Here is a 25,805-nt window from a genome sequence, read left to right as displayed (position 1 = left end):
TTTTATGAGATAATGACCAAAATTATTATGAAGGTGGTCTTTTCATGAATGATCTTTTTATATGGAAAAAATTGAATGAGCAATTGGATGCTGAATTTATTGATCAGCTTGATAAAAACTTTATTATGCAAAACACGATTTATTTTGAATCAAATTTTGCAAAAATCAGAGGACTTGACTCAGGCTTTGCATTTCCTCCGATAAAACGAAAACCTGTCAATAAGCTTGATGGTCTATCATATGCTGGAAAAAGCAAATACAGAGACCTTGAGCGCCAATTTAAGAAATAGTATCATAAAATACTCCCTATTTTTTTATTCGAAAAGCTATGTGATAGGCGTGGTTAGTGTCACTTTATCTCGTAGATATTATTAATCACAACACAGCGAAAATTTACATTCACAAGTAAATTGTGATCGCCTACCATGAAAGCCCCGTTGTGAAAAATTACTACCTTATTCCAGCCAAAACCAATGTCTTCTTCTCCATTATCAATGATCGTGATAATATCACCCTCAAAAATCTCAACGCCGTTCTTGTCTTTAAGGCCTGTTGATTGCATTAGTTTTAGTCCACACATTTCTGATCGCATAAAAATATTTCTCAAATTGTTACCATTCAATAGCTTCCGCCATGAAATCATTTTTTTGTTGATATTATCCCACGCTCGATCTTTCGGTATCATTCGCCGTCCTCCTCAGTAATGGAAATTGCAAGAGTGTTGATTTCAGCACCTATCATCTGCTGCAAAACAAGCTCTGCATTATCAACAAGTATTCTCACGCTTGATTGATGTTCCGTGAATCCTGCCTAAAGATATTTCGCTTACTGTCACAGGAAGAGGAATTGATAACTTCATTTCCTATGCTAGTTGAAAAATCCTTTGTGCCTCACCGTGATTCCTCGCAAGAATATAATTTCCTGATAAGGCTGATTCTTTTATTAGTTCCATTGTTTTTCCGGTACTTTTGCCGCGAGTAATAATTTTCTCTGCCTCAAAACCTCCTTGATAGCTGTCGTTAGCGGACTAAACAATTACATCCCTATATAGTTAAATTTATTCATTTTTCTTCGAAATCGCTGGTCACTATTTTGTTTCCGAAAATTATTTAACTATTCCTATGAGGTATGATGTTGACAAACCCACTGAATTTTTTCAAAACACCTATTTGCAATACAATCTCTAATGATAATTGAACCGGCCACATCAACAGTTGATGTGGCCGGTTCTTTTTTTGCTGTTTTGTTGAAAAATTTCTTGATCCTCCACTGACAGGGCTTTTTAATCAACTTATTTCTCGTAACCACCCGATCATTCAATCATGGATTTAGACGTGCACGGATTCAGCTTACGATGGATCTCAGCCAAAATAATGAATAGAGGACTTTCTATTTATTATGTATATACTACATCGTTAGTTACTATTTTATAATCATGTAATTATATGACATATGGATTTACTATGTTAATAATATATACTAAAATGAGTAGTGAATACTAAAGGGAGTGTATCTACAATGGAAGAGAAAACTAAAAAATATAAAATTCGCAAATCAGGCAATAGTGACGTAACTACCATTCCTTCTGAAGTAAAGGAAAAGCTCAATCTACAAACTGGGGAATCCATTAGCTACATCTTCGAAACAGATGGATCTGTCAAAATTGTGAAAGCTGAAGAGGAAGTAGATGTTGATTCCATCGTAGCTTCTGTAATGAGTCAATACGAAAAAGCTATTAAGGACTTGGTTGATTTATGAGATATCTAACGGTTAAAGACATTGTAAAAATCAACGCGAAACTGATCACAAAAGTTTCGGCTGGGGAATTAATTGGGATCAAGGACGCAGCTGCCTTAGACATGGCGGTGAATCAACCGCAACAAGAGGTCTTTGGCGAAGCGTTGTATCCTACAATTTATGATAAAGCCTCAATTCTAGCAATCAATTTAGCAAAGCGACACCCTTTCCAAAACGGAAACAAGCGCACTGCTTTAGTTTCTATGATTACCTTTTTAATGATGAATGGTTATACGATATCTTTCACACAAGAAGAGGCCGTTAGTTTTATTCTCAATATCACAACCAGCACTCAAGAATTTGATAATTTGAAGGAAGAGGTCTCGAATTACTTAAAAACATCAGGAAAAGTGAACATATTATAAGAACATGGTTGACCTAAAAAGATTCTAAGCCTAGTTCAAACAATTGTACGAGCCATCCGCCAGCTGTTGAAATAATGCAATAAATGAGCTGATTTTATGCTCTTTTGCCCAGCATACAGTAAAAAATATTTGTTGAAATAAATTTTTCAACCGATTCTGTTTAAGTCTAGCGCTACCATCAAAAATTTTCAAATGCGTTTGGGACATGCACGGATTCAGCTTACGATGGAACTCTATATCCACGTAACTGAGGAACGATCACGAGAAACTGTGGATCAGTTGACTAAATACTTAAATATTTAAAATATCTTAACGTAACAAATATCGTAACATGTAAACAAAAAAGCCAACTAACTGACTTAGAAAAGGCTCTAAATCAAGGTTAGTTGGCTTTTAATTCTATATTGGCGGGAATGTGTAGGAATCGAACCTACCCAAGAAGCTCCTAACTCCTCATACTGGTTTTGAAGACCAGAGGGAACACCAGAACCCATCCACTCCCGAAACAAGACAATCATACCATTCATTTGAGACGGAAGCAATAACATTTAGTTAGAAAAAAAGTGAGGTCGAATGCTTTTTTTAAGACTTTTTGAGTTTTTAATATTACTAAATCTGTTTAACAACCCCAGTTATTCCTTCAATCAGCTTCCTCTGCAGAGATTTCATTGATTTCCTTATTCAAGAAGTAAGAAATAACGGTACGGATAACGACGATCAGCCCTAATTTGATGATGTCTTGAAAGGTCGGATTGATGATGGATTCGATGATATCGGCCACGATCAGAAATTCCAAACTCAGTAAAATATAACTTCCTAAATAAGCCTTGATGTATTTGATTCGTTCCAGCGCAGATGAAGAAGAACCTTCTTTATGTCTGAACAACTTGTACAAGGCTAGGAACGCTCCTACTAAAATGATTGAAACTGAAATAATATCCAACGCCAAAACGATTGGATGAAAAAAATGTTGAATTAGATTTTCAAAAGCCGCCATCGCTCTCACACTCCTCTACTCCATCTTAAGCTGAAACTTGTTTTAATTCAAATAGATTCATCCAGGTGAATGATTTACGTTTTCTTAGTCTCTTTTAAGTCTGAGCTAAGTTTTCCCCGCTAAGCTGAGTAACACATTTACCAATGAAAGGATGAGCTCTATGCTGAATACTTTAAAACAGAAAGTCCCAAGTTTCTTACACGATGTCTTTTACGATCTGGCGATTTTAGCTTTGTCCCATCTTTTCTACCAGCTCATCAGCGGCTTATTACACTAAACTGAAAATAGCCAGCGCAGATGACTAGATAATCTCACTCGACTGCACTTTAGAAGCGGTTTGAAGCAAACGTCAAACAAGGCTCGCTGATTAGCTGCTTCAGTTTTTTATTTGCTAAAAAATTGACAAAAAAGAAGCATCCTTAGGCGGGATGCTTCCTATTTCTTAATGGAGCGCCGGATAAAGTCCGATCGTCGTTTGATTGCCATTCTTGGAGTAAAGACTAGTTGAGTTCTGACCTTTTTGTTTTTCGATGGCTTCATTTTTTTGATCCAAGTCGTGGTAATCATATTTTTTCGGATCTATTGGTGTAAAACCTGCTGGGGTATAAAAACGCAAGAGATTTTCTTGGTTCAATTTATCCGATAAGCTCAAGGCTTGTTTGACTTGCTTTTGCTCCTTATCGATCTCTGGAGCGATATTCAAGGCTTTTGGATCAACCTTTTCACCGGTTTTATTGTCATAGGTTTCGCCGCTTAATTCCGTGTAAGTAGGTGAAACGAAATCACCGTTCCGAAAGGCGACCGTTTGATCGTGCTGGGGTGAAAAGAGATCTGTTCCGAATTGAATATATTGTTTACTATCAATTCCCATCAAATGTAACAGCGTGGGCAAGACATCGATCTCGCCGCCATATTGGTGCTGGAGCCCGCCGTTGGTATAGCCAGGGATATGAAACATCAATGGCACTCGTTGCATTTGTGCATCGTCAAATTTATCCCAAGTAGCCGGGTCTTTTCCTAGCGCTTTGGCTAAGTCTTGATTGTTGCTATCAGAGATCCCGAAATGGTCGCCGTAGATCATGAAGATCGAATTTTGATACAGACCGGAAGCTTTTAGATAGTCGAAAAATTGTCGTAATGATTCGTCTAAATAATGCGCCGTCCGTACATAATCATCCACGGTACTATTCCCGGTTTTTAATGCCGGAAAGTTGAAGTTCTGATCATCAGTCAAATATGGGGTATGGTTCGTGACCGTTAAGAATTTTGAATAGAAGGGTTGTTGCAAATGTTCTAAATGACCCACCGTTTCCTTCAACATCTCTTTATCCAAGATTCCGTAACCGAGGTTTTCATCCGCTTCATTGAAGTATGAACGGTCAAAGAAATTTTGATAGCCGAGATTTTTGTAGACATGATCGCGATTCCAGAAACTGCCGACATTGCCGTGGAAAACTGCACTCGTGTAGCCGGCTTGTTGATTCAAGATCGCTGGTGCCCCTTGGAAAGTATTGTCGTTCCCCAACTGGGTGAATAATGAACCTTGCGGCAGCCCAAACGTGCCGGTTTCCAGCATATTTTCTGCATCACTCGTCTTGCCTTGCCCTACTTCATGGAAAAAATTATCAAAGGCCAATGTTTGTTGATTGTCATTTTCTAAACTATTCAAAAATGGGGTGACTTCTTGACCATCGACTTTCATATTGATCAAAAATTGTTGGAAGCTTTCCAAATGGATCACGATGATATTGCGACCTTTAGCAATCCCAAATTTAGTTGGATCGGGTGCCGCATAGTGACTCTTCGTATATTTCAGAATATCTGTCAAGCCATTGCTTGAGGCATGGGCCCGCACGCTATTGGTCTGTTCCGTCTTGATGCCATCGTAAATTGTGAAAGCATCTAAGCCTAAATATTTAACGATATACGAGCGGTCAAAGGTCCGCTGCAATAATTGTGGGCGGTTCGCTTCACTTAAAGATAAGTTGACGGAAAAAGTCAACACCGCCAAACAGCTGACCGCTACGGCAAAGGTCTTTTTGACCGGTTTACTGATAATCTCTTTGCGTTTAGCGAAAATATAAAGCAATATTCCTAAAAAGACCAGTAAGTCCAGCCAGTAAAAGAGATCGTGAACCTTCATCAAGGCAAAGGAACTGCCTGAGATTCCTTGGGAGACCTTGGAAAACCCCAACACCGACTTGATTGTCACAAAATCGGTAAACTCGCGGTAAAAAATCACGTTCAAGTAAAGGATCACCGTATTTAGAAGATCCATCAAGAATAAGACCACTAGTGCCGGTTTGAATTTTTTGACATATAAAAAGACGCCAAATAAGAGCAGCGTTGTGGCAAGCGGATTGATCCAGAGAATAAAGGTTTGGATCGATCCTTCCACCCCTAATGAAAAATCTACATAATACGCCAAAATCGTTTTGGCCCAGAACAATACACCGGCTGTCAGTAAGAGCAGCCAACGATTCGTAAAGGCTTTTTTGATCCGGTTCATCCGGAAACACTTCTTTCTCTATTAAATTAGTCATTCATACTATAGAGCAGATTTAAAAAAAAATGCAGATTTATTGATCGTCTCCCTGAAAATTTTATTTTTTTGCCGGAAACGGTTTGTTTCCAGCAAACTCTAAGAAAAAACCTTAATTTATCAAGCTTTTTCGGATCAGATAAATTTTTCCTAAGACACAAAAAATTCATGTTCTTAATAATTAGCTAAAAAATAACAAAAAAAAAACGGTTGTGACAGAATTTTGTCACAACCGCTTTTTAAGCTTCCCGTTTCATCACGATCCCAGTATAGATCCAAATCGTCAATAAATAGTAAATAAAATAAAGAACGAAGAAGATCAAGAAAGGCAACCAAATGTTGTTATAAGGTTCGCTTAAAAGCGTCTTGAATAGCTGTAGTCCGAATAAAACGTGGGTCACACCTAAAAGGCCGGGTACTAAGAATAAGATTCCGATCTCTTTGCGGATCGATTGTTTCAATAAATTCCGGCGCGTTCCAATCTTTTCTAGCATGCTGTACCGTTGAATATCGCTTTTGGCTCCTGATAAGATCTTGAACATCAGACAGCTGGCCAACATCGTTAGAAAAGCGATCCCTAAGAAAAAGCCCATAAATTCAAAGCCTGAAAACAGTGCATTATACAATTCATAGACCAAGGCTTTTTGTTGCATACTGCCTAAATTTTGATCCATCGTTGGATTTTTTTCAAAATTTTCTTCCGCTAATTGTTTCAAGGCTGGTTGGTCTTTGGCAAAATTCCTCACAGTGATCAGTTGCAGTTCCGTTGTCGCCAAGGGTAGCGCCGCAAACTCCTCAGTAGCGAGAAATTGATGCTTTTTAGTACTTTGTTCCGGCAATTCTAACGAACGTAATTGATCAGATGCATTGACCTCAGTCGCTAATTCTTTGCCCGTATACTGGATGGTTTTGGTTTTGTTGCCGACTGCGTATTCTTTTGTTTTAAAAGGCTGTTGATCGAATTGTGCTTGATCGTAATAAACGGTCGTGTCATCTTCTTTTTGTTGATAGATGACTCTCGACTTAATGTCAATTTTTTTCAGCTGGTCAGCCTTGAATTCTTGACCATTATTCAATACTAGATCATAGCTGGTGGTAGCATTGGTCATTTTTGAGATTTCATTGTGGAAGCCTAAGCCCACAGTAATCGCTCCTAAAGCTAAAGCAAAGAGCATCGCCACCATTGATAGAATCCGCGTATAATCTTGGACCCGGAAACTTAATTGTGACAAGGTAAAATTGTTCAACTTTTTCAAGGCGATCCGATCACGACGCTTCAAAAGATCTAAGACAAAAATCAAGATCGAATGGAAGACAAAATACGTGCCTAAAATGATCGTGACCAAGGCGACACCTAACGCGATAAACGCTAACGTCAGCACTTGGGTCATCATGTAATAACCAATGCCTAAAAGAGCAATCCCTGCGATCACTTCGAGAAGCAAGGTCAAGGGGTTGCGATTAGCTGGCAGAGGCGTTTCACTCGCCTTCAATAACGTCAAGATCGGTTTTTTCACGATCGTCAGCGCGTTCACCAACGCCGCCAAGACGAAGATGACCGTGAAAAAAATCAAGGTAAATAAGACTGCTGAAGAATTCACCGCTGTAAAATGGGTAATCTTGATGGCTAGCTGCTGAACCAATAATTGCTGGACAATACTGCTTAAGCCAATCCCAACTATGGTTCCAACGATTGTCGCTCCCACACCTACGACAAAGGTTTCAATAAAGATCAACTGGGCGATTTTCCGAGCTTTGGCGCCTAGCATCATAAACATCGCATAGTCTTTTTGCCGCATCGTCATCAAAAAGGAATTGGCATATAAAATATAGACAAACGTGATGATCGAAAGTAAGACCGTTCCTAAATGAAAGATCATGACCACTGACTTGACCATTGAATTGCTTTCTAAGAAGACTTCATTCGTAGCTAAGCTTTCAAACATATAAAAGATTCCTGAAGCGACGACCAAGCCGGAAAACAGCACAATATAATCGCGCAGCCGGCCTTTAATCCCAGTAAGTGATAATTTTAAAAGCATCAAAAATTCCCCCTACTGTTCCAGATTACCGAGAATGCTTAAAATTTGACGATAGAAAGCTTCTCGTGTTTGATTTTCACGCTTGACCTCTTGATAGATCACACCATCTTTAATGAAGAGGATCCGTTGACAATAACTTGCTGAAAAAGGATCATGAGTCACTAAAAGAATCGAGACTTGATCGTTTTGATTCAATTCTTCCATTGTGTCCAATAAATCGCGGGCACTGTTAGAATCCAATGCGCCGGTTGGTTCATCCCCTAAAAGAATCGTTGGTTGCGTGATCAAAGCGCGCGCGGCTGCGACCCGCTGTTTTTGACCTCCAGAGATTTGAGCGGGATAGCTAGTTAAAATACTATCGATCGACAAGCGTTTGGCTACCTTAGCGACCCGCCGATGGATCTCTTTGGCTTTGACCCCTTGTAGTGATAAAGGTACCGCGATATTTTCGGCTGCTGTTAAGTTCTCTAACAAATTGAAATCTTGGAAAATAAAGCCGATTTCGCGGCTGCGGAAATCCGCTAATTGATTGCCTGATAATTTGGTCACATCGGCTTGATTGATCTGGATCTGACCAGCAGTTGGTTTATCCAAGGTCGCCAATAAATTCAACAGTGTTGATTTTCCTGAACCCGAAGCACCCATTATGCCGACGAATTCACCTTTTTCGACTTCAAAAGAGATGCCCTTTAAAGCTTCGGTCTTTTTCTGATTGCCTTTACCGTAGGTTTTTTTTACTGCATTGACTGATACAATTTTTTCCATAATAATTCTCTACACTCCTAGTTTTTCTGCGGCTTTTTTAGGGACTTGTTTTGGTTGAACCTCTTCATAAGAAGTCACGCCCTTTTTCTTGTTCCAAGTAACTTTTAAGAAGGCTTCTTTGCGCAAGGGCCGATCTTTGGCTGCATTAAAGTCCAGTTGCTTTTGGTGGCCTTCATCATCATAACCAGGCAACGAATACTTGTAATCCACATACGGATTGCCGGTGCTGTCTTTGCCGTCTACCCGTTCGCCGTCAGTCGTGATTTGAAGATAATAAGTATCTCCACCTTTCACGACTTTATCGACTATTTGTAGACCGACAAAAGCAATGGCGATTAAACTGACTAAACCGATCAAAAATTTTTTCATGATTATTTGCTCCTTTTTAATTTCTGAGACAACTATACAAAAATCCCGACTTAGCAACCATTGAAACAACTGAATGTCAGCTAACAATTTTGTCATTTGAAAATTTTCGCAAAAAAATAAGCTAGCCTCAACTTGATTGGTTGATCCTAGCTTATCTCACTTTTTCCAGCCTAACCCCGTCAGGCTTGGCGATTATTCAGACTCATTTTACGGCAAAACGTTTCATTTGAGGCAACTTGATAAACCAAGCGACTAACAAACAAGAAACGATTTTATCGACAAAATTACCAGTTACCGCGCCCCAATAAGTCGCACTGATCATTTCTTTACCTGACGCCCGGAGCGCCATGATAACGACATCGGTACCTGATCCCGTAAACCCACCAAACAACGCTAAACGAATCGGCGCACCGATCATTGGGCAAATAAATGCCAATAAAACACCGGCAATCAAGGCTTTTTTATAACTAAAGCCATTCTTCGCCAATAAAGCTACCACGATCGCTACCGCTACATTGACTAACGCAAAAGGAATCGATAATGGACCGCTAATTAAGCCCATCAATAAGTTCGTTGAAACCCCCGTCAAAATCCCATAGCCCATGCCAAAATTGGCCGCAATAAAAATCGTTCCCATCGTATCTAAAAACAACAAAGGAATGTGCAACATGGCCACGGCTTCCCCCAAAACAACATTTAACCCGACTGCGATGGCACACATCGCAATGACTCTTGCTTTACTATTCAATTTTTTTCCCTCTTTCTAAAAATTCCGCCAACTGCGCAGTCAAATCACCCGGTTCTTCCTCACTGTACCAAGTCGGTACTTCAAAATAATTCGTTTGGATTTGCGCCTTTTGACATTCCGTGAAAAATTCTTCCATCAATACGCCCCGTTGACCGCTGATGGAACAATTGGGACTCTCATGAATCCCGATCACACCGAGATAGTGATACTCTTCGGCTTGATAGGCCTGAATTTGCTGGATGATCGGTTGCAACATCGCTTGACACTGCTGGCGATAGTTTGGTAAATCACAATATTGCTGATAAGTCATCGGCGGACGATCCCCGCCTAACACTAAAAATTCCGGACACGGCAATTGAATCAAGGCGATTCCCTGATTCAATAGCTCGATCGCAAAGGGAAAAGCTCCCCGTGCCCGCTCCCAGCCGTGAATGACAGCATTTTGATTTAAGACACAATGAGACACGGCAACTAATTGTTTCTGTGGTTGAATAAATGTCCCTCCTAACTATTGCTACTTTACTAGTCAGTAACCTACTAGCCAAAAATCGTCTGCAAACTGGCTTGGATCAAGCCAAATTCTTCAACCGCGATGGTGCGCAGATCTAAGAGATTGGCCCCTTCTTTCACTCGGCTGATGATAGGGGTTGCCCCCAAACGCAGTTTTTCCTGTAACGTATCTGCAGAAAATTTATCACTGCTTAAAGCGACCACATAAGTCGGCAACAAGTGTTCCGGATAAGAGCCACCACCGATCTTACTGTCATCTTTTTCAATCGCTACCTTGACTGCGGGGATGCCTTGCAGCATTGCCGCCAATTGCTCTGCTTTACTTAAACATTCGTCTTGGCTTAAACCAATCATTTGCAAGGTCGGAACCTGCTGTAAGGCCTCTTTTTCATCTAAATACAACGCCAAGGTGGCTTCCAGCGCGCTCAATGTCATTTTATCGATCCGCAGAGCGCGCAATAATTGATTTTTCTTCATTTTCTCGATGTAGGCCCGTTTGCCGACAATAATCCCCGCTTGCGGTCCGCCTAATAATTTATCCCCACTGAAGGTCACGATATCGCAGCCTTGCTCCAAGACTTCTTTGACCGTTGGTTCATAAGGTAAACCAAAAGGCCGCATATCTAGTAATAACCCACTGCCTAGATCATTGATCAACGGCAAATCATGGTTATGAGCCAAGTCAGCCAACTCACTTAAAGCGGGCGTCTCGGTAAAACCGATAATCCGATAATTGCTCGTATGGACTTTTAACAACGCACCAGTCGCTTCGGTCAAGGCCTGTTCGTAATCGGCGATATGGGTCTTATTGGTCGTCCCCACCTCCACGATTTTCCCACCGCTTGAAGTAATCACATCTGGAATCCGAAAAGCCCCGCCGATCTCGACTAGTTCACCGCGGGAGACTAATACTTCTTTTTCTGGGACTAAGGTGCTCAACACCAGTAAGACGGCCGCGGCATTGTTATTGACCACTAATACGTCTTCTGCGCCAGTCAATTTTTTCACGATCGAAACCAAGTGACTGTAGCGAGAACCCCGTTTGCCACTATTCAAATCAAACTCCAGATTTGAATAATGAAAGCCTGTTGCAACGACTTGCTCTTCCACTTGTGGACTTAATGAAGAACGACCTAGATTAGTATGGATCACCGTTCCTGTCCCATTGATCACGCGCCGCAAGGAGAATTGCTTCTCGGTTAATTGTTTTTCCACCAGCGTGACCACTGCCTTGTGATCGATCACCGTTTGTTGGGTACCGGCCAGAATTTCTTGGCGAAGTTCTTTCAAGGTTCTCTGAGCCGCTTCTTTCGCCGCTCCATGGGGAAATTTAGGATCGATTTTTTTCAATAATGTATCGACAGAAGGCAAACTTGCTAAAATATTTTGAGCCTCTTTTGTCATAAAGCACCAACTTTCTTTAACGTCCTGCTAACTCTTGTAATGCCCTCAGCGTCTGATCAAGCTCCGCTTGCGTAGTAAAGCTCGATAAGGAGAGCCGCACAGTCCCGCGCGCCGCAGTTCCCAAGGCCTCATGCATCAAAGGTGCACAGTGATAGCCGGGACGCGTGGCAATCTGGAATTCTTCCCACAATAAATCACTCACGAGCGCTGATTCCGCGTCTTGGAGATTGATGGAAAAAACATCCACTCGTGGACCGCTAAAATCACCATAAATCGTTAGACCCGCAATTTTTTGCAACCCCTGGTAAAAATAGTCGCCTAATTTCACCGTCCGCTCGGTATTTTTCAGCCACTGGACACTCGCTGCCAACCCGGCGATCCCCGGAATGTTCAACGTGCCGGCTTCCAACAAGGTCGGCAGTTCTAACGGCTGTGTTTTCGAAAAAGATTGCATCCCATCGCCGCCGGTAATGACGGGCACTAATGGCAGATCCTTTAATAGACACACGCCACCTGTCCCTTGCGGACCGTAGAGGGATTTATGGCCGGTAAAACACAGTGCCGAAACCTTGCCGTCACTTAGATCGATCGGAACCACCCCGGCCGTTTGAGAGGCATCGATCACTAAATAGAGTCCTCGTTGCTGGCAAAAATCCTTGATCCATGCAAGATCTAACAAATTCCCAGTGACATTGCTGGCATGGTTACAAATCACGGCTTTTGTCTCCGGACGTATTTTGCGGGCGAACTCCGAGTAATTTAAGCGACCGGTGATTGCCTGACTGCGGACGATATCGATCCTTACGCCTTGCGCCTCCAATTGATATAAGGGTCGTAAAACAGAATTGTGTTCCCAATCGGTCGTGATCACATGATCACCGGGTTGGATCAATCCCTTAAGCACCTCATTCAACGCTACGGTCGCATTATTGGTAAAGGCTACCTCATAGCGCTGATCGGCTTGAAACAAGTCTTTAAGCTTATTGCGGGCTTGTTCGGCCACCCGAAACCCCGCCAATGAATACCCATGGGCACCGCGGGAGGGATTGCCATATTCTCCCTGCAAAATCTTTGTCACAGCTTCTGCAACTACGGGTGGCTTTTGTGCGGTTGTTGCCGCATTGTCCAAATAAATCGCCATGCTACGCCTCCGTTTTCTTGATTTTTTTGCTAGCTGACTAAACTTTTCTAAACTTCAGATAAACTTTTTCTAAACTTTTTTGTTCCAATCAAGCTAAAAAGTCGTCATACCTTGGCTACCTAAAACGCGGTAATTTTCTACCCGTTTCGTGATTTCCTGCTTGTCCATGTATTCTAAAATCAGCATGGAAGATTTCCGGCTAGAATCCGTCAAATCACGGAAATCCCCTAAAGTCATTTGTTGATGCTCTTTGATATACGCTTGGATTAGTTTGACCGCCTGTTGAAACGTCTTGCCTAGCAATACATATTCATGGGTCAAAAAGACCACCGATTCGCCATTCAGCGCTTCTAAAACTTCTTCCGCATTCTTATCTAAGTCAAATAATTCGTCCTTTTTAACGGGGGTAAAGCCACTCTTAGCCAAGGTCTGTTCAATTTTTTCTTTGGCGGCCTGTTGGTATTTATTGAAGGTCACTTCAAAATCGGCCAGGGCCAATTTATCATTGGCTTCTTTGACTAACTCTTGCTTCATTAAACCAACCAAGGCTGAGATTTCCTTTTCAGCCAAAACGCCCCGCATCCGTGAACGGAATTCTTCTAGCGGCATGCCAAAGCGTAAACGGTATTGCTTGTGGTAAGCGGCCAAAATTTCGGTCCCCTGATCTGCCAATTTCTGGTAACTAGCTTGCGCCAAGTACCCAGCCTTTGTAGCAATCACTCGCTCGGCTTGGACCATTTCTGCTAAAAGCGGGGTTAATTCAGCGGCATCGATTCCCAGATATTCCTGCAGTTCTTTTTCTTTCGTGAAGGGTTGCTTCTTATTTACCATAAAATCGATGATCAACTCATCTAAACTGCCTTCTTCTTTGGCCTTCAGACTTTCTAAAATCTCCACTTTAAAGCGACGATGTTTATGTGGGGCCGCATCTAAAACTTCCCCACCAGCAATCGTGTGCATCGGTGAATAGGAACGTAAAATAAAGCGGTCGCGTTCTTTCACCGCCACTTGTTCTTCTAAGCGCAGTTGTAAAAAGCCTTCTTCGCCGGGACCGATCCAATCAATGCCTAACGGTACCGTTCGCGCCATGACTTCCCGTGTACCAATCAATAAGCGGACTCGGTCCCACAAGCCAATGCCCCCTTCAACTTCCGGCAAGCATTTAACTTTGACATCCAACATCCACGTGTCTTCTAATTTCTCGGAAACAGACAAGACATCTCCCCGCTGAATCTCATCGGTCGCGATATTAGCTAAATTCAAGGCGGTCCGTTGACCGGCTTGCGCACTTTTTACATCCGTTTCATGGACTTGGATATTTCTGACCCGCGTTTTTTTCTGACTCGGGTAAAGGTACAAATCTTCCCCGACATTGATCGAGCCATCCAATAAGGTTCCCGTAACAACGGTCCCAAAACCTTTGACACTAAAGACTCGGTCGACATTCAAACGCGCCGAACCACTGCTGCTACGTTCTTGAATCGTTTCCGAATAGACTTGGATTTTTTCCAGCAATTCCTTGATCCCCGTACCGGTGACTGCATCGGTTTCAATCAAATCCGCTTCGGCTAAAGGTGTCTCTGCCAATTGTTCACGAATATCTTCAACCACGAGCTCCTTTAGATCGGGATCGACGGTATCGACCTTGGTCAATACGATCAAAAAATCGCGAATTCCTAAAAGCGTCAAAATATCGATATGTTCTTTCGTTTGCGGCATGATGCCTTCTGCCGCGTCAATTACCAATAGGACTAAGTTAATTCCCGGCAAACCCGCCACCATATTTTTAATAAACTTTTCGTGCCCCGGCACATCTACGATCCCAACCCGCTTGTTATTCGGCAAATCCAAATAAGCAAAGCCTAGGTTGATCGACATTCCGCGCTTTTTTTCTTCGTTGGTGGTATCGGTCTCGATCCCTGTCAACGCCTTGATCAACGTTGTCTTGCCGTGGTCAATGTGTCCGGCTGTTCCAATTACAATATTTGCCATCTAGTTGTCCTTTCTCGCTGTATATTCTGTTTTCAGACCCGTTTGTTCCGCCTGATAAAAGCCTTCTGAACGGATCTCTGCCGCAGTCAGCAATGACCGCAAGCGGCCTTCTTCTGCCAAGGGATATTTCAAAGAAAAGCCACAACTAGCATGAATCTTTTCCGGGGTCGGAATGATTCGGACGGCAAGTTGGGCTTCTTTGGCAATTTCCTCAGCTTTCATGGCCTCCCGGGTTGAATAAAACAAGGCAACACCGTACGTCTGCATAAAAACTGCTCCTTCTTCACTAGAGTCATCTTTTGAAAAAACAAATCGGATCTTCAAATCGTAACGCCTTCAAACCACCTAAACTAAGCTGAATTTTACAGCTAATCCGATTTATGGTTTAACAATTCTCGGTGCTTGACGGAGCATTTCGACGATCCGATACATATTCGTGATTTCACCAACAGCCGGTGTTAAATCATAAAAGTTTAAGCAAGCGCCGCAGGCATAGATTTCTACCCCTTGTTCTGCTAAACCGGCTAGATCTTCCAATGAATCCGATTCTTCAACGACTAACTGCACACCGCCATTATAAAAAATAACTTTTTCCGGTAACACGTCTTGCTCAGTCAATGAGTAGATGAAGCCTTTTAATAAATTTTTGCCTAATTCATCGGAGCCGCGGCCCATAACGTTGGTATCGACAACTACAATGTAATCATCCGTTGTCGCCACCGGTTCAACTACTTCCGGTGCTTCTTCGGTCAAATCTGCATTGCCTTTGGAGATCACCACGGTGTAATGATTCGGCGCGTCTTGGTCCATTTGATAAATATAGCCTAGTTGTTCCGCCATTTTCTTTAAATTTTGAGTGGCAATCTCATTATCCACTAGTGTTTCAACAACTTCATGTTCCCGTAACGCTTTTTTTGTTTCGATGACTGGTAACGGACAAGCCTGACCTAACGCATCAATTTTAAACATCCTGCTTTCCCCTCTCTAATAAACAATCAATTCTTTGTCTTGTTTTTCAATCACTTGACCAAAATCTTGAGCTGGAATCCCCGCTGCTTGTAATTCAGCTAACAAGTCCGCCGCTGTTTCTGCCGGCACACTGACTAACAGACCACCTGAAGTCTGGGGATCGAACAATAATTCTTCGATGCCAAAATCAGCGATTTGAAAAGCCATTTTAGCTTCCATGTAATTGCGATTCCGTTGACCACCGGCCGTCAGAATAAATTCTTTGGCCCCTTCATAGGCTGCGTCAAAATACGGTAAATTCGTTGATTGGATCTCTGCACTGAAGCGTTCCGCGACCATTTCATGCAAATGTCCCGCCAAGCCAAAACCAGTCACATCGGTACAGCTCGTAATAGGATAATTGCGAATGATATCCATCGCATATTTGTTTAAAGTTTCCATGCTCGTGGTCGCTTTCACAAATGCTTCTTCACTAATTTCTCCTGCACTATAGCCGACCGTGATGATACTGACCCCTAATGGCTTCGTTAAAATCAAATGATCGCCTAACTGACAAGTATTATTTTGATAAATTTTATTAGGATCAATCGTCCCCGTCACGGACAAGCCGTACTTCACTGAGTGATCATGGATCGAGTGGCCACCGGCTAAAATCGCTCCAGCTTCCTGGACCTTTTCCGCGCCACCACGTAAAATCTCTTTTAAAATCGTCAAATCCTTTTCTTCAGGAAAGGCCACGATATTCAAAGCAGAAAGGACTTCTCCTCCCATCGCATACACGTCGCTCAAGGCATTCGCCGCCGCGATCTTACCAAACAAATACGGATCCGTCACCATCGTTGGGAAAAAATCCAACGTTTGGATAATCGCTAAATCATCACGAAGTTTAATAACAGCCGCATCATCGGTTGAATCAAAACCTACCAATAAATTCTCGTTAGTCGCTTTCGGCAAATCAGCGAGCAAATCACCTAAATTTCCCGGGCCGATTTTCGCATTGCAGCCACCGCAAACGATCAACTGTTGAACTGTCTCCATGCTTTCCACCATCCTTCACGCTGTCTATTATAACAGTTTACTTTTTGTTTCTCTATGTAAATTTGAGGCCGACCGTTTGAGAAAGGCAAGACTTTATTTTACCCCGCTTAAAACGATTACACTGCCGCACCGCCATCCTATCATAATTGATCAATTTTGTTTTTATATTCAGCTAAAGATTTGGCGTCTTTTTATCATGCAATTAAAATTTTTCCGCAAAAAATTTAATAATTGACCTTTTTTTATTTTCTGTCAATAAAAGGTTGACCAAAAAAGGGGCGTGGGTGATTAGAGAGCTCACAAAAAAAGCCGTTTGCTCTTTAAAAAAGAACAAACGGGCTGATGATTGAGCGACTAGCGAAAGGCGTAAACGATCTGCGTGATTCCCCACATCATAAAGTAAAAACCCACTAAGAAACTTAACGTCAACGCTGAGGTAATCGGATGAGAAAAGAGCATGACACCGACGATCACTCCTAAAATATTAATGATCAGTGAAAACCAAAAATGGCCATTGCTGAATTTACGTGCCACATCCAAATTGAATAGGCCGAAAATAGAATCCACGATAAACCAAATCGCAAAAACAAACGGCAATGCGATGATACTGGCTTTCATATTCCACAATAAAAAGATCCCAATCAAAATATCCAAGACGCCCACTAAAAGAGGCATTTTTGCTTTATAACCGGTGAAATCCTTCAAGCGATTCCGCAAGAAAAGTTCAAAAATCCCTTTTAAAATTGCAAAAACACCAAAAACAATCACAATCGCCACTAAATTCCCGACTGGATCTCTAAAAGACATCAATGCTACAAAGACAAATAACAGACCTAAAATAAAAGAACTCCAATCAAAACCACGTTTTTCCATCTAAACCCTCCCTATTTTCCGAGAAACAACTAATTCCCCTTATATTAAGAGTAACTTTTTGTTATTAATCAGTCAAAAATTACGATAACCGCCATCTAATAATCCGCCTTTTTTTGCTAATAAAAAAACTACTTGCTCGAAATGAGCAAGTAGTCCGAATGGTAGTTTATTAAGCAGCTGCTGGTTTGCGGCTCTTTAAGATATAAGTAATACCAGTATAAATGATGACTGCGATAATGATCCAAGTCAAGACATTTAAGTTTAGACCCGTGACGAATTTTGCGGCAATGATTACCCCGATAATCCCACCGATGGTAATCGCTAAACTAACTTTACGCGCGTAGTCGCCTTCTTTAACGAAGTTCAAACTTGCAACGGGCATCAAGCCAGCACAAGAACCCATCATTACTGGGAAAGCTACTAACGGGCTTAACCCTAGCATATAAACCATTGCCATACATGGTGCGTATAAACCAACACCAATGGTCATCAACGCCCCTAAGATGAAGTTTACAACCACACCGATGACTAACTTCATACCAGTCAAAGCAGTGGCAGTATTTCCTTCACCCAGCATGTTCAACATACCCGTTTGACGAAGGGCCATCAAGACTGCTGTAATAATCAAAGCCCAGCCCATCCAAAATTGGACTTTTTTCTCAGGCAGTTTCGTAACGAATTTTGAACCGATAAACGAGCCAATCGTTGCAGCAATGATTAATGAGAACAAAGTAACCGGTGAAACTTCTACCACCGTTGTAAAGATAAATGCTTCAACCAATACCGGAATGGCATGAGCGACATTCAGTGTTCCTGGCAATAATCGGTCATGACCCAATTGTTTGGTAAAGTCCAACAACATCGCTGTTGGAGCGAAACTTCCGATTCCTAATGTATCTAAAAAGTCCGTCACAAAACCGATTACTCCCGAAACAAGCCAATTCCCATGACCTAAGTCATCCTTGTGTTTCATAATGTCCCGTCCCATTACCACGGTTTGTAGCAAAATCAAGCCAACATAAATTACTAATAATACTGTTACCATATTATCCCTCCTTCATTTCTACCCTAATAAAAAGCCTTCTTTCAATGAATCTTTTGGATCAACTAAGAATGTGTTATAACCAGTGACATACGCCGAACCCGTTACCCGCGGAATGATTGCTTTGTAGCCGCCAACTTCCGCTTCTTCAACGATTTCCCCTTTGAATTTCGTACACAAAATACTTTCGTAAACGAACGTATCGCCGACTTTCATCTCACCTTTGCCATATAATGTAGCAAGTTTGGCACTTGTTCCTGTACCACAAGGAGAACGGTCCACTTGACCATCACCAAAGACAACCACGTTTTGATATGTTGCATCTGGACTTGTTGCCGGACCATAAAATTCCACTAAATCAACTGACTTGATATGTTCCAACGTTGGATGTTGGATCTCGATCTGCTCGTTCACAGCATCACGAATGATCATACCTAAATCGTTAAACTTAGAAGCATTTTCTGGTTTGATCTCTAAACCAACCGACGCAGCTGGTAAAATTGCGAAAAAGCTACCGCCAAATGAAATATCCATCGTCAATTCACCAATCTCAGGAACATTGACGGTTACATTTTCTTTATAAAGGAATGATTCCACATTTTCAAATGAGACTGATTCTGCTGAATAGTCCTCATCTAAATGAACCGTTCCGCGCACGATTCCTGCTGGTGTGTCTTGCACGACTTTCACTTCACGTTCGCCTTCTTTTACTTCAACCCAGCCTTGTTCGACTGCTGAAGTCATTGCGGCAATCGTATTGTGTCCACACATATTTAAATAGCCGCCTGAATCCATAAAGACGATCCCATAGTCTGCTTCTTCATGCACGGGTTCCGTAATGAAGGCACCAAACATATCGCGATGTCCCCGAGGTTCTAGCATCAACATTTTACGCAGATCATCTGCCTCGTTTTCTAAATAAGCACGTTTGTCAGCCATCGTTTCACCAGGAAATTTTGGAATTCCACCAATGATTAAACGCGCAGCTTCACCTGCTGTGTGTGTGTCGATTGCTGAGATCATTTTTGATACTTTCATGATGTTCCTCCCTGTATTCTCAATAAAAGAATGAATTTTTAGAACTATCTTGTTTGATTCTCTTGCATTTTCTACAACGTTAACTATCTGATTTGTTGCTTGTCTTTTCGCATTTTTAATTTGATTGACGCAAGCGCTTTGACTGCATCTTGGTGGTTGATCGTATTTTCACCAACCACTTCTGTCTCGACCCCGGCTGCTGATTTATTAAAATCCAGAACGTGTTTCGTGAAGTCATTTTCGACGACAAACTTTGCTTGTGTACCAATGAACTTGAGTCCAATCACGCTGATATCACGTTGGCCAATTTCTTCTAAGGTATTCGCAAAATCGACATCGGAATTTCCCCAGCCATCCGTTGAAGCAATCACACCATTGGTGCGCATCCCTTCTAACCAAGCAGCAGTCCGCTGACCTACTAAATATTTCATGGCATTGCTTTGGGGCGTTCCCACGACCACGACGCCTTGAAAATCAATATCTGGATCTTGACCTAATAGATCAACCAAAGGATCTTGAAAATGATGCAGCGAAGTTTCTTTCGTTGATGGGCCAATTCCCATAACGCCACCACCTATTCGTTATTTACGTTATACCATGGAGCGAATCGCGCCATCGCGATACTCATTGGCTGATAAAAAGACCGGCATATTGTTCATATCAATGATGGATGTACCACCTTTAAAACCACTTGGCTCATGGGGATACAGCAGCATATCATACATCGCCCCTTGACCAGCCACTTGCTTGACTAAGGCGACTTTGGGTTTGCCTGGATGGACTTGTTCTTCGTAGACATGGACCTCACAGGCATCTTTGCCGTTCAACAGCTTCATTTTCTCCCGAATTTCTTGAATAAATTCGTCCACGATCGCAAACATTTTTAAACAAAGCTCACGATTAAAAGGGGTCCCCTTTTTCGCAAGAAGATCTACTAAAATAATGTAGTCCTCCGCTTTAGGCGTCCCTGCTCGATTCAATACTAAATGATCACGCAAAACACCTTCAGAAGAACCAAATTCATGCATTTGTTCTCCATCCTCGATTGCTCCGGTCATAACGACCGAAACTCCGGTAAGTGTATGCGTGATCCCTGTACCCAACACTCCCAACACCTTCGTGGAGATCGGAATGATATCCATGATGGTGTTGGTTTCAACATTATGTTGCTGTGGTGGGAGCAATCGAATCGTCAGCTTCTGAATAGCGGCGTCCTTGCAGTCAAAGTCTTGATCAATTTGTAATTGATTCGGTTTGACATGAAAGCCATTCCCAACGGAAACGTCTTCCATGTGAAAAACTTTGATCTTTAAAGTCTCGCCTCGCATTATTCACACCTACTTTCAATTTAAACGGCGATCAATAAGCAACCGCTTATTGATCAGCCTCTTGACCTAGACGTGGGCAATGTATTCATAAGGTAATGGAACAATTTTCCCTGGCGTTTCGATTGATACTAGTGCTTCTAAGGTATCTTTCATGATACCTGTTTGCATTTCAATGTTATGTGGTTCACCGGCATTGGCACCCATTGGTACACGCGGCGCAACAGCACGTGGCGTACCGTTTTGGCGTACAACTGGTGGTAATGCGGCGATTAAAATAGTCGGAATCCCTGCTTCCTCAATAGCTCTCTGCACGATCACGGCAGTTCTATGACAGGTTCCTCAGCCAGCGGTTAAGATGACTGCGTCAACTTCTTCTTCGACTAATTTTTGTGCAATGGCAGGTCCAGTCACATCGTGGAAAGCATCTTGGTCTCCACCACCACCCATAAATGCGTAGTGTACAGGAGCAGATTCTTTAATGAACCCTTCTTTTGCTAATTCGTGTAGACGGTCTAACGGAAACATTGAGTTGATGTCCCGGTTAGCATCGGCGTTATCGTACCCACCGTGGGAAACCATCAAATCATCCGTTGATGAAGTATCTGGTACTTCGCGGAAAGAAGTATCACCCGCTAAGTTAAACCGTTTATCTGTTTTTAAGTGTACGCCGGCAGCAGTTGCTAAGGCCACACGCATTTCTTTAAGCTCTTTTTTTACTGGGGTAAAGACAGATTTTGGCGTAATCGGCACAAAAATTTCTGACTGTAACCCTTCAAAGACTGTTAAGCCCATGTGTTAATTCTCCTCTCTTGCTTCTTCACGTTTTTTTCTGGCTTCGGCCCGACGACGCTCATGCTCATAAATAGCCGTTTTATAATGCTCGTCTGGTTCTTCTGCCAAGACTTCTGGATAGGTCATTAAAAACCCAACTTCTTGACCAATTTCTAAATCGTATTCAGAAATGATCATTCGACGGGGAATTTTAAGTTGGCCCAAACGACCCTTTAAATCGATCGTCACGCTGGCATCATGGAGTTCCACGATAATACCTTCAAACATCTGTTCCGTCGAAATATATTTGAGTTTGTTTATTCCATCCATTGTTTGCTTCACCTTATTCTACTTCGTAAATTTCTTGACGTTTTTTACTCTTAGGCAAGACTTGTTCGTTATCGACTAAGTCAATCTTCTTACCGGTTGTTTTTTCAATGATTTCAATGTTGTTTGCTTTTACGCTTGGATTCCATCTACGTTCAGCAGCTTTGATTGTGCCGCCGCCCATCAATGTCTTCAGCATTGCTAAATCACGAATTGCGTCTTCTTTACATAGTGTGTTATTAGACAAGATCTCGTTTTCGATCCCTTGCATTGATTTGTTGTTGTCAACCATTGCAATCATTTCTGGGTTCCCAACAACTAACGCACCTTGAACTGCTGAATAAGAGTCGCCGACAACTTTAATCCCGCGTTTGCCGATTTCTTCAATATGTGAAGCAAAATCGATATGGTTATTACCAAATCCTTCGGTCGTAACGATCGCGCCGTCAACGTCCATTGCTTCGATCGTCATTCCTAAACGTTTAGAAACATAGTATTTTTCTGTGTTTGCTTGCGGAGAACCAACAAACATCACACCGACTAAGTCAATTTCTTCATCTTCCATCGCTTCACGTACTAGAGGTTCTCTCCAGTAGTGGCGAGAAGTTTCTTTTGATGCTGGTCCAATACATGTCAATGCATGGATCCCGCCATCTAATACTTCTGTTGGTGCTAACATAATTGGCAGATTTCCTAAGTCAACGTTAGGTTTTGCTCCCAATGTACCAACGGGTTCGATTGGCATGATCAAGTTATCGTGCATCGCACCTTGACCCATGATCTCTTTGACGATGATCACACGTTTGTTACCAATTCGACGTTTTTGTACGATTTCATCGTGTTCCACTACTAAAGATTCGTCTGCTTTTTTAACAGCTTCGCGAATTTCTTGAGTAATGTAATCCGATGCTTTATGAGCGGCTAATGGTCCAGGACGTTCCATATTCGCGCCTTCTTTGATAGTTACTTGTGTTTTAATGAAGATTTCGCCTTTATCTGGTGCACCAGGACGTCCCCACATGATGTTGCGGTCTAATTCACCTTCTGATGAACCAAATTCACCGATCTGAACACCATTTGCGTCGGTTCCGGTCAATACCATTACCACGCCATCTAACACACGCGTAACACCATGGCCGATATCTGCGCCATCAACTTTGGCAGCGATTGGTTGTACGTCCATGATCGTTTCACTATATTCGTTGTACTTATCTGGTGTAATGATTTCAAAAGTAACACTTTCAACTAGTTCTTCTAGCTCTGCTGCTTCTTCGCACATTGCTTCCATGTTACGTAGAACTAAGGTTGTCCCTTCAATTTTCGTTTCATCACCGAAGACAACTTTTTCGATCTTCATGTGGTCACGACGAACGGAACGGATCACTTTTTCTTCTACTTTTGCTTCTGGCGCGGGTACTTCAGCAGGAGCCGCTACTGGTGCTGCTCCTTCAACGGGTGCTGGTGCTGCTACTGGAGCGACACCCATTTGACCTGCGATTGACATCGGTACTTCTAAGTCGATGCCGCGTCCTTCAGCAATATGGATTTTGATTGTTTGACCGCCGGCAGGTGCCATTGGCGCAACGGGTGCTACTGGAGCGATCGGAGCTACTGGCGTTGGAGCTGCTTCTTCAACAGGAGCTTCCTCTTCCACTGCTTCTTCAAAATCAGAAACACCATCTAATAATTCTTTTGTTAATGGAACCAACGCATCCGTTGTTTCTTTCAATGTGGTACCAAGTACTTGTTCGATTGTTAGAGTACCTTCAGGTAGTTCTAGTAAACCTGAATCCTCTAAATCGGGGAAGATCGCTGGATCTTCTAAATCATCTGGTGCAATAACCTTGCCTGCTTCCGCACGGCAACATAGTACTGCAGGGTCTTTAGCATGCTCTTGAGCAGTTTCTGCTGTAATAGACATTCGTTAAATCCTCCTAAAATTTTGTTTAGTTTGTAGGTAATTTACGATATAGTCTGTGTCCATCTGCCCGCAGTACGTGATCTGTATGATGATAAACCGGAACTCCTAACCTAGGAGCTACACCCATGACGGTGTTCGTTCAATCGGAACAAGATCCAGTCATCACTACTTCTGCGCCTTGTTTTTTCAAGGACATGACAGTTGCAGCTTGACCTGGACAAATGCCTGGCAGGGCACATCTATATCTTCCATTTACTTCTACCATTCGCTTGCAGCGTTCTGCAGCGACAACTTCTGCGCCCATATTATTGGCAATTTCGGTCATGCGTTCAGCTGAGCCGCCGCATTCGCAAATCAATAAACCGACTTTGCGGCTTTCTTGTGGGAATGGCATTGCGACTAACACACCGCCACTCGTTTTAGTGATTGGTGTCATCTCATCGCCGCTTCTTCCGGTCATTGGTCCACCAATGACGATTTCGCCATGGGGTTCCACGTAGCCGCCCACATTGTTAATCAATGTTTTGGCGGGCGTTCCGATCGGTACATCAACAAAAACAGTTTCTTTTTGTTTTACTCGACCAGAAACGGTCACGTCTTTGTCAATGAACGGTTTGCGATCTTCAATCGCTTCAACGATTCGTTTGATCGTTTCCACGTTATCGATCACAGCACCGACTTCCGTTGGCAATTGACCTGGTTCTAAAACGATGTCCATTACTTCACGAACGATCACTCGCTCATCGCCAGCTGGATACATATCTGGCAATTGATAAATATCAATCGCTGGTTCATTATCCACCGCTTTCAGTAAACGTGTGACTAACACGCGGTGTTTGCCCTTTACAGCAATCACACCCTTAGGCGCGTGGGTAATTTCCATACAGTACTTCATCCCGCGGACCAATTGATCAATCTGTTCACTCATCTGTTTTACGTTATGAGCTAATAAGGCTTCACATTCTGCGCCATTCGCGATAAAGATCCCTTCAGGAATATCACAAGCCAATTTCAAAAAAGTTGGAAATCCTGCGCCACCAGCACCGACAATCCCTGCAGCTTCGACTGCTTTAATATGTGATTCGGTTTCTGGAATTGGCAAGTAGTCAGCAAAATTTTGTTCCTCATCGATCGTTAAAACAATGTTATCGCCATCTACATCCACCACTTTGCCAGAAAAACTAGCATGGATGTTTGCACCTAAGCCATTCGGTTCAGCAATCAACTGTCCACGTTGGACTTGATCTCCTGCCATCACGACTGCCTTACAAGGAGCGCCGACATGTTGTTTTAATGGTATAAGAATTTGTGTCAAATTAGTTCACCTCCTTGCTTCTTTTTTTGTTCGAACTTGAGCAAATCAGCCACCCGTAGTTCATGTAAATCATAGCACAATCATCCAAGCTATAAAAGGACGTTTCATGAATATTTTGATATTTTCTAGGAAATAACTTTACAAATTGTATAATTTTTGAACTTCTCTAATCGAATTTTCATCAAATCCACAAACAACGACAAAAAGCGGTTACAAAAGCTGGTTTAATCCTATTTTTACCAAATGTTGTATTCATGTTTTTTTCAACTCGTTAGCTGCTTTCTAAATGCGAATCCCGTTATTTCACTAGCTTTCCAGCGGATAATGGCTGTTATTTAATTGAGAGCGATTCTCATTTAAATAAGAATAATTCTAAATTATTTTAGCCTTTGCAATAGTTTTCTTAGCTAACTTTTATATGTACAACTACTCACATATCGTTGAATCTATCTTCTTTTTTGAAAAAACGGTTTTTCTGCGCTAGCTGGGGCGGACACAAACTCACAAAAAA

The 25,805-nt window shown here is 42.2% G+C and carries 27 protein-coding genes and 1 tRNA gene; 3 read left to right on the top strand and 25 right to left on the bottom strand.

Annotated features, from left to right (window positions below; all coding sequences use genetic code 11):
- Positions 1-44 precede the first annotated feature (44 nt).
- Positions 45-290, top strand: coding sequence for a hypothetical protein (locus EP1_RS11175; protein ID WP_067627383.1), 246 nt, complete (start codon positions 45-47; stop codon positions 288-290).
- A 59-nt stretch (positions 291-349) separates the two neighbouring features.
- On the opposite strand, the gene EP1_RS13365 is transcribed toward EP1_RS11175, so the two are convergent.
- On the bottom strand, positions 350-685 hold the full coding sequence (locus EP1_RS13365; protein ID WP_083507547.1) for a YopX family protein: 336 nt from the start codon (positions 683-685) through the stop codon (positions 350-352).
- Positions 686-1,518: 833 nt separating this feature from the next.
- On the opposite strand from EP1_RS13365, the gene EP1_RS11165 reads away from it, so the two are divergent.
- Positions 1,519-1,758 carry an AbrB/MazE/SpoVT family DNA-binding domain-containing protein gene (locus tag EP1_RS11165; RefSeq protein WP_067627381.1) on the top strand — a complete coding sequence of 80 codons (240 nt, stop codon included), beginning with the start codon at positions 1,519-1,521 and terminating at the stop codon, positions 1,756-1,758.
- A complete protein-coding gene (locus EP1_RS11160) occupies positions 1,755-2,162 on the top strand; it encodes a type II toxin-antitoxin system death-on-curing family toxin (protein WP_067627379.1) in 408 nt (135 codons plus the stop codon). Before EP1_RS11165 ends, EP1_RS11160 begins: the two co-directional genes overlap by 4 nt.
- Positions 2,163-2,567: 405 nt before the next feature.
- Here EP1_RS11160 and EP1_RS13445 read toward each other — a convergent pair.
- From EP1_RS13445 to prdC, 24 genes are all read right to left on the bottom strand, one after another.
- A tRNA-Sec gene (locus tag EP1_RS13445) sits at positions 2,568-2,664 on the bottom strand.
- Positions 2,665-2,802: 138 nt separating this feature from the next.
- A complete protein-coding gene (locus EP1_RS11155; RefSeq protein ID WP_067627376.1) occupies positions 2,803-3,159 on the bottom strand; it encodes a DUF1622 domain-containing protein in 357 nt (118 codons plus the stop codon).
- A 442-nt stretch (positions 3,160-3,601) separates the two neighbouring features.
- Complete coding sequence (locus EP1_RS11150) at positions 3,602-5,668, bottom strand: LTA synthase family protein (protein ID WP_067627373.1); 2,067 nt, start codon at positions 5,666-5,668, stop codon at positions 3,602-3,604.
- 272 nt (positions 5,669-5,940) lie between these two features.
- On the bottom strand, positions 5,941-7,743 hold the full coding sequence (locus EP1_RS11145; RefSeq protein ID WP_067627370.1) for an FtsX-like permease family protein: 1,803 nt from the start codon (positions 7,741-7,743) through the stop codon (positions 5,941-5,943).
- 12 nt (positions 7,744-7,755) lie between these two features.
- Positions 7,756-8,508 carry an ABC transporter ATP-binding protein gene (locus EP1_RS11140; RefSeq protein WP_067627368.1) on the bottom strand — a complete coding sequence of 251 codons (753 nt, stop codon included), beginning with the start codon at positions 8,506-8,508 and terminating at the stop codon, positions 7,756-7,758.
- Positions 8,509-8,517: 9 nt separating this feature from the next.
- Complete coding sequence (locus EP1_RS11135) at positions 8,518-8,877, bottom strand: YxeA family protein (RefSeq protein WP_067627365.1); 360 nt, start codon at positions 8,875-8,877, stop codon at positions 8,518-8,520.
- Positions 8,878-9,079: 202 nt separating this feature from the next.
- Positions 9,080-9,625 (bottom strand): CD3073 family putative ECF transporter S component, encoded by a 546-nt coding sequence (locus EP1_RS11130; RefSeq protein WP_067627363.1) that lies wholly within the window; start codon positions 9,623-9,625, stop codon positions 9,080-9,082.
- Positions 9,618-10,118 (bottom strand): CD3072 family TudS-related putative desulfidase, encoded by a 501-nt coding sequence (locus EP1_RS11125; protein ID WP_067627361.1) that lies wholly within the window; start codon positions 10,116-10,118, stop codon positions 9,618-9,620. The genes EP1_RS11130 and EP1_RS11125 overlap by 8 nt, the downstream gene beginning before the upstream one ends.
- Before the next feature lie 44 nt (positions 10,119-10,162).
- Positions 10,163-11,539, bottom strand: a complete 1,377-nt coding sequence (gene selA, locus EP1_RS11120; RefSeq protein WP_067627359.1) for an L-seryl-tRNA(Sec) selenium transferase — start codon at positions 11,537-11,539, stop codon at positions 10,163-10,165.
- 16 nt (positions 11,540-11,555) lie between these two features.
- Positions 11,556-12,680: an aminotransferase class V-fold PLP-dependent enzyme gene (locus tag EP1_RS11115; RefSeq protein ID WP_067627357.1), complete on the bottom strand. Its 1,125-nt coding sequence runs from the start codon at positions 12,678-12,680 to the stop codon at positions 11,556-11,558.
- A 93-nt stretch (positions 12,681-12,773) separates the two neighbouring features.
- A complete protein-coding gene (selB, locus tag EP1_RS11110) occupies positions 12,774-14,672 on the bottom strand; it encodes a selenocysteine-specific translation elongation factor (protein WP_067627354.1) in 1,899 nt (632 codons plus the stop codon).
- Positions 14,673-14,939, bottom strand: coding sequence for a putative Se/S carrier protein (locus tag EP1_RS11105; protein WP_067627352.1), 267 nt, complete (start codon positions 14,937-14,939; stop codon positions 14,673-14,675).
- A 111-nt stretch (positions 14,940-15,050) separates the two neighbouring features.
- Positions 15,051-15,641: a sulfurtransferase-like selenium metabolism protein YedF gene (yedF, locus tag EP1_RS11100; RefSeq protein ID WP_067627350.1), complete on the bottom strand. Its 591-nt coding sequence runs from the start codon at positions 15,639-15,641 to the stop codon at positions 15,051-15,053.
- Positions 15,642-15,656: 15 nt separating this feature from the next.
- On the bottom strand, positions 15,657-16,679 hold the full coding sequence (selD, locus tag EP1_RS11095; RefSeq protein ID WP_067627348.1) for a selenide, water dikinase SelD: 1,023 nt from the start codon (positions 16,677-16,679) through the stop codon (positions 15,657-15,659).
- Positions 16,680-17,033: 354 nt separating this feature from the next.
- A complete protein-coding gene (locus EP1_RS11090; RefSeq protein WP_067627345.1) occupies positions 17,034-17,552 on the bottom strand; it encodes an HdeD family acid-resistance protein in 519 nt (172 codons plus the stop codon).
- A 169-nt stretch (positions 17,553-17,721) separates the two neighbouring features.
- Positions 17,722-18,597, bottom strand: coding sequence for a TSUP family transporter (locus EP1_RS11085; protein WP_067627343.1), 876 nt, complete (start codon positions 18,595-18,597; stop codon positions 17,722-17,724).
- A gap of 18 nt (positions 18,598-18,615) precedes the next feature.
- Positions 18,616-19,632, bottom strand: a complete 1,017-nt coding sequence (locus EP1_RS11080) for a proline racemase family protein (RefSeq protein WP_067627341.1) — start codon at positions 19,630-19,632, stop codon at positions 18,616-18,618.
- A gap of 83 nt (positions 19,633-19,715) precedes the next feature.
- The gene (locus tag EP1_RS11075; RefSeq protein WP_067627340.1) at positions 19,716-20,195 is read right to left on the bottom strand and encodes a glycine/sarcosine/betaine reductase component B subunit; all 480 of its coding nucleotides are present in this window, start codon (positions 20,193-20,195) and stop codon (positions 19,716-19,718) included.
- A 27-nt stretch (positions 20,196-20,222) separates the two neighbouring features.
- Positions 20,223-20,960 carry a proline reductase cluster protein PrdD gene (gene prdD, locus EP1_RS11070; protein ID WP_067627338.1) on the bottom strand — a complete coding sequence of 246 codons (738 nt, stop codon included), beginning with the start codon at positions 20,958-20,960 and terminating at the stop codon, positions 20,223-20,225.
- A 66-nt stretch (positions 20,961-21,026) separates the two neighbouring features.
- Positions 21,027-21,272: a hypothetical protein gene (locus tag EP1_RS13835; protein ID WP_196805502.1), complete on the bottom strand. Its 246-nt coding sequence runs from the start codon at positions 21,270-21,272 to the stop codon at positions 21,027-21,029.
- A 27-nt stretch (positions 21,273-21,299) separates the two neighbouring features.
- Positions 21,300-21,752, bottom strand: a complete 453-nt coding sequence (locus EP1_RS13830) for a glycine/sarcosine/betaine reductase selenoprotein B family protein (RefSeq protein ID WP_067627335.1) — start codon at positions 21,750-21,752, stop codon at positions 21,300-21,302.
- 3 nt (positions 21,753-21,755) lie between these two features.
- A complete protein-coding gene (locus EP1_RS11055; protein ID WP_067627333.1) occupies positions 21,756-22,061 on the bottom strand; it encodes a CBO2463/CBO2479 domain-containing protein in 306 nt (101 codons plus the stop codon).
- A 13-nt stretch (positions 22,062-22,074) separates the two neighbouring features.
- The gene (prdA, locus tag EP1_RS11050; protein WP_067627331.1) at positions 22,075-23,979 is read right to left on the bottom strand and encodes a D-proline reductase (dithiol) proprotein PrdA; all 1,905 of its coding nucleotides are present in this window, start codon (positions 23,977-23,979) and stop codon (positions 22,075-22,077) included.
- 25 nt (positions 23,980-24,004) lie between these two features.
- Entirely contained in the window at positions 24,005-25,294 is a 1,290-nt protein-coding gene (prdC, locus tag EP1_RS11045) for a proline reductase-associated electron transfer protein PrdC (RefSeq protein ID WP_174519751.1), read from the bottom strand.
- Positions 25,295-25,805: the final 511 nt, after the last annotated feature.

Source organism: Enterococcus pseudoavium NBRC 100491 (genome assembly GCF_001544295.1).
GTDB classification, from domain to species: Bacteria; Bacillota; Bacilli; order Lactobacillales; family Enterococcaceae; genus Enterococcus_A; species Enterococcus_A pseudoavium.
Note: the sequence above shows the minus strand (reverse complement) of the source record. Positions and strands in the feature narration are given on the sequence as shown.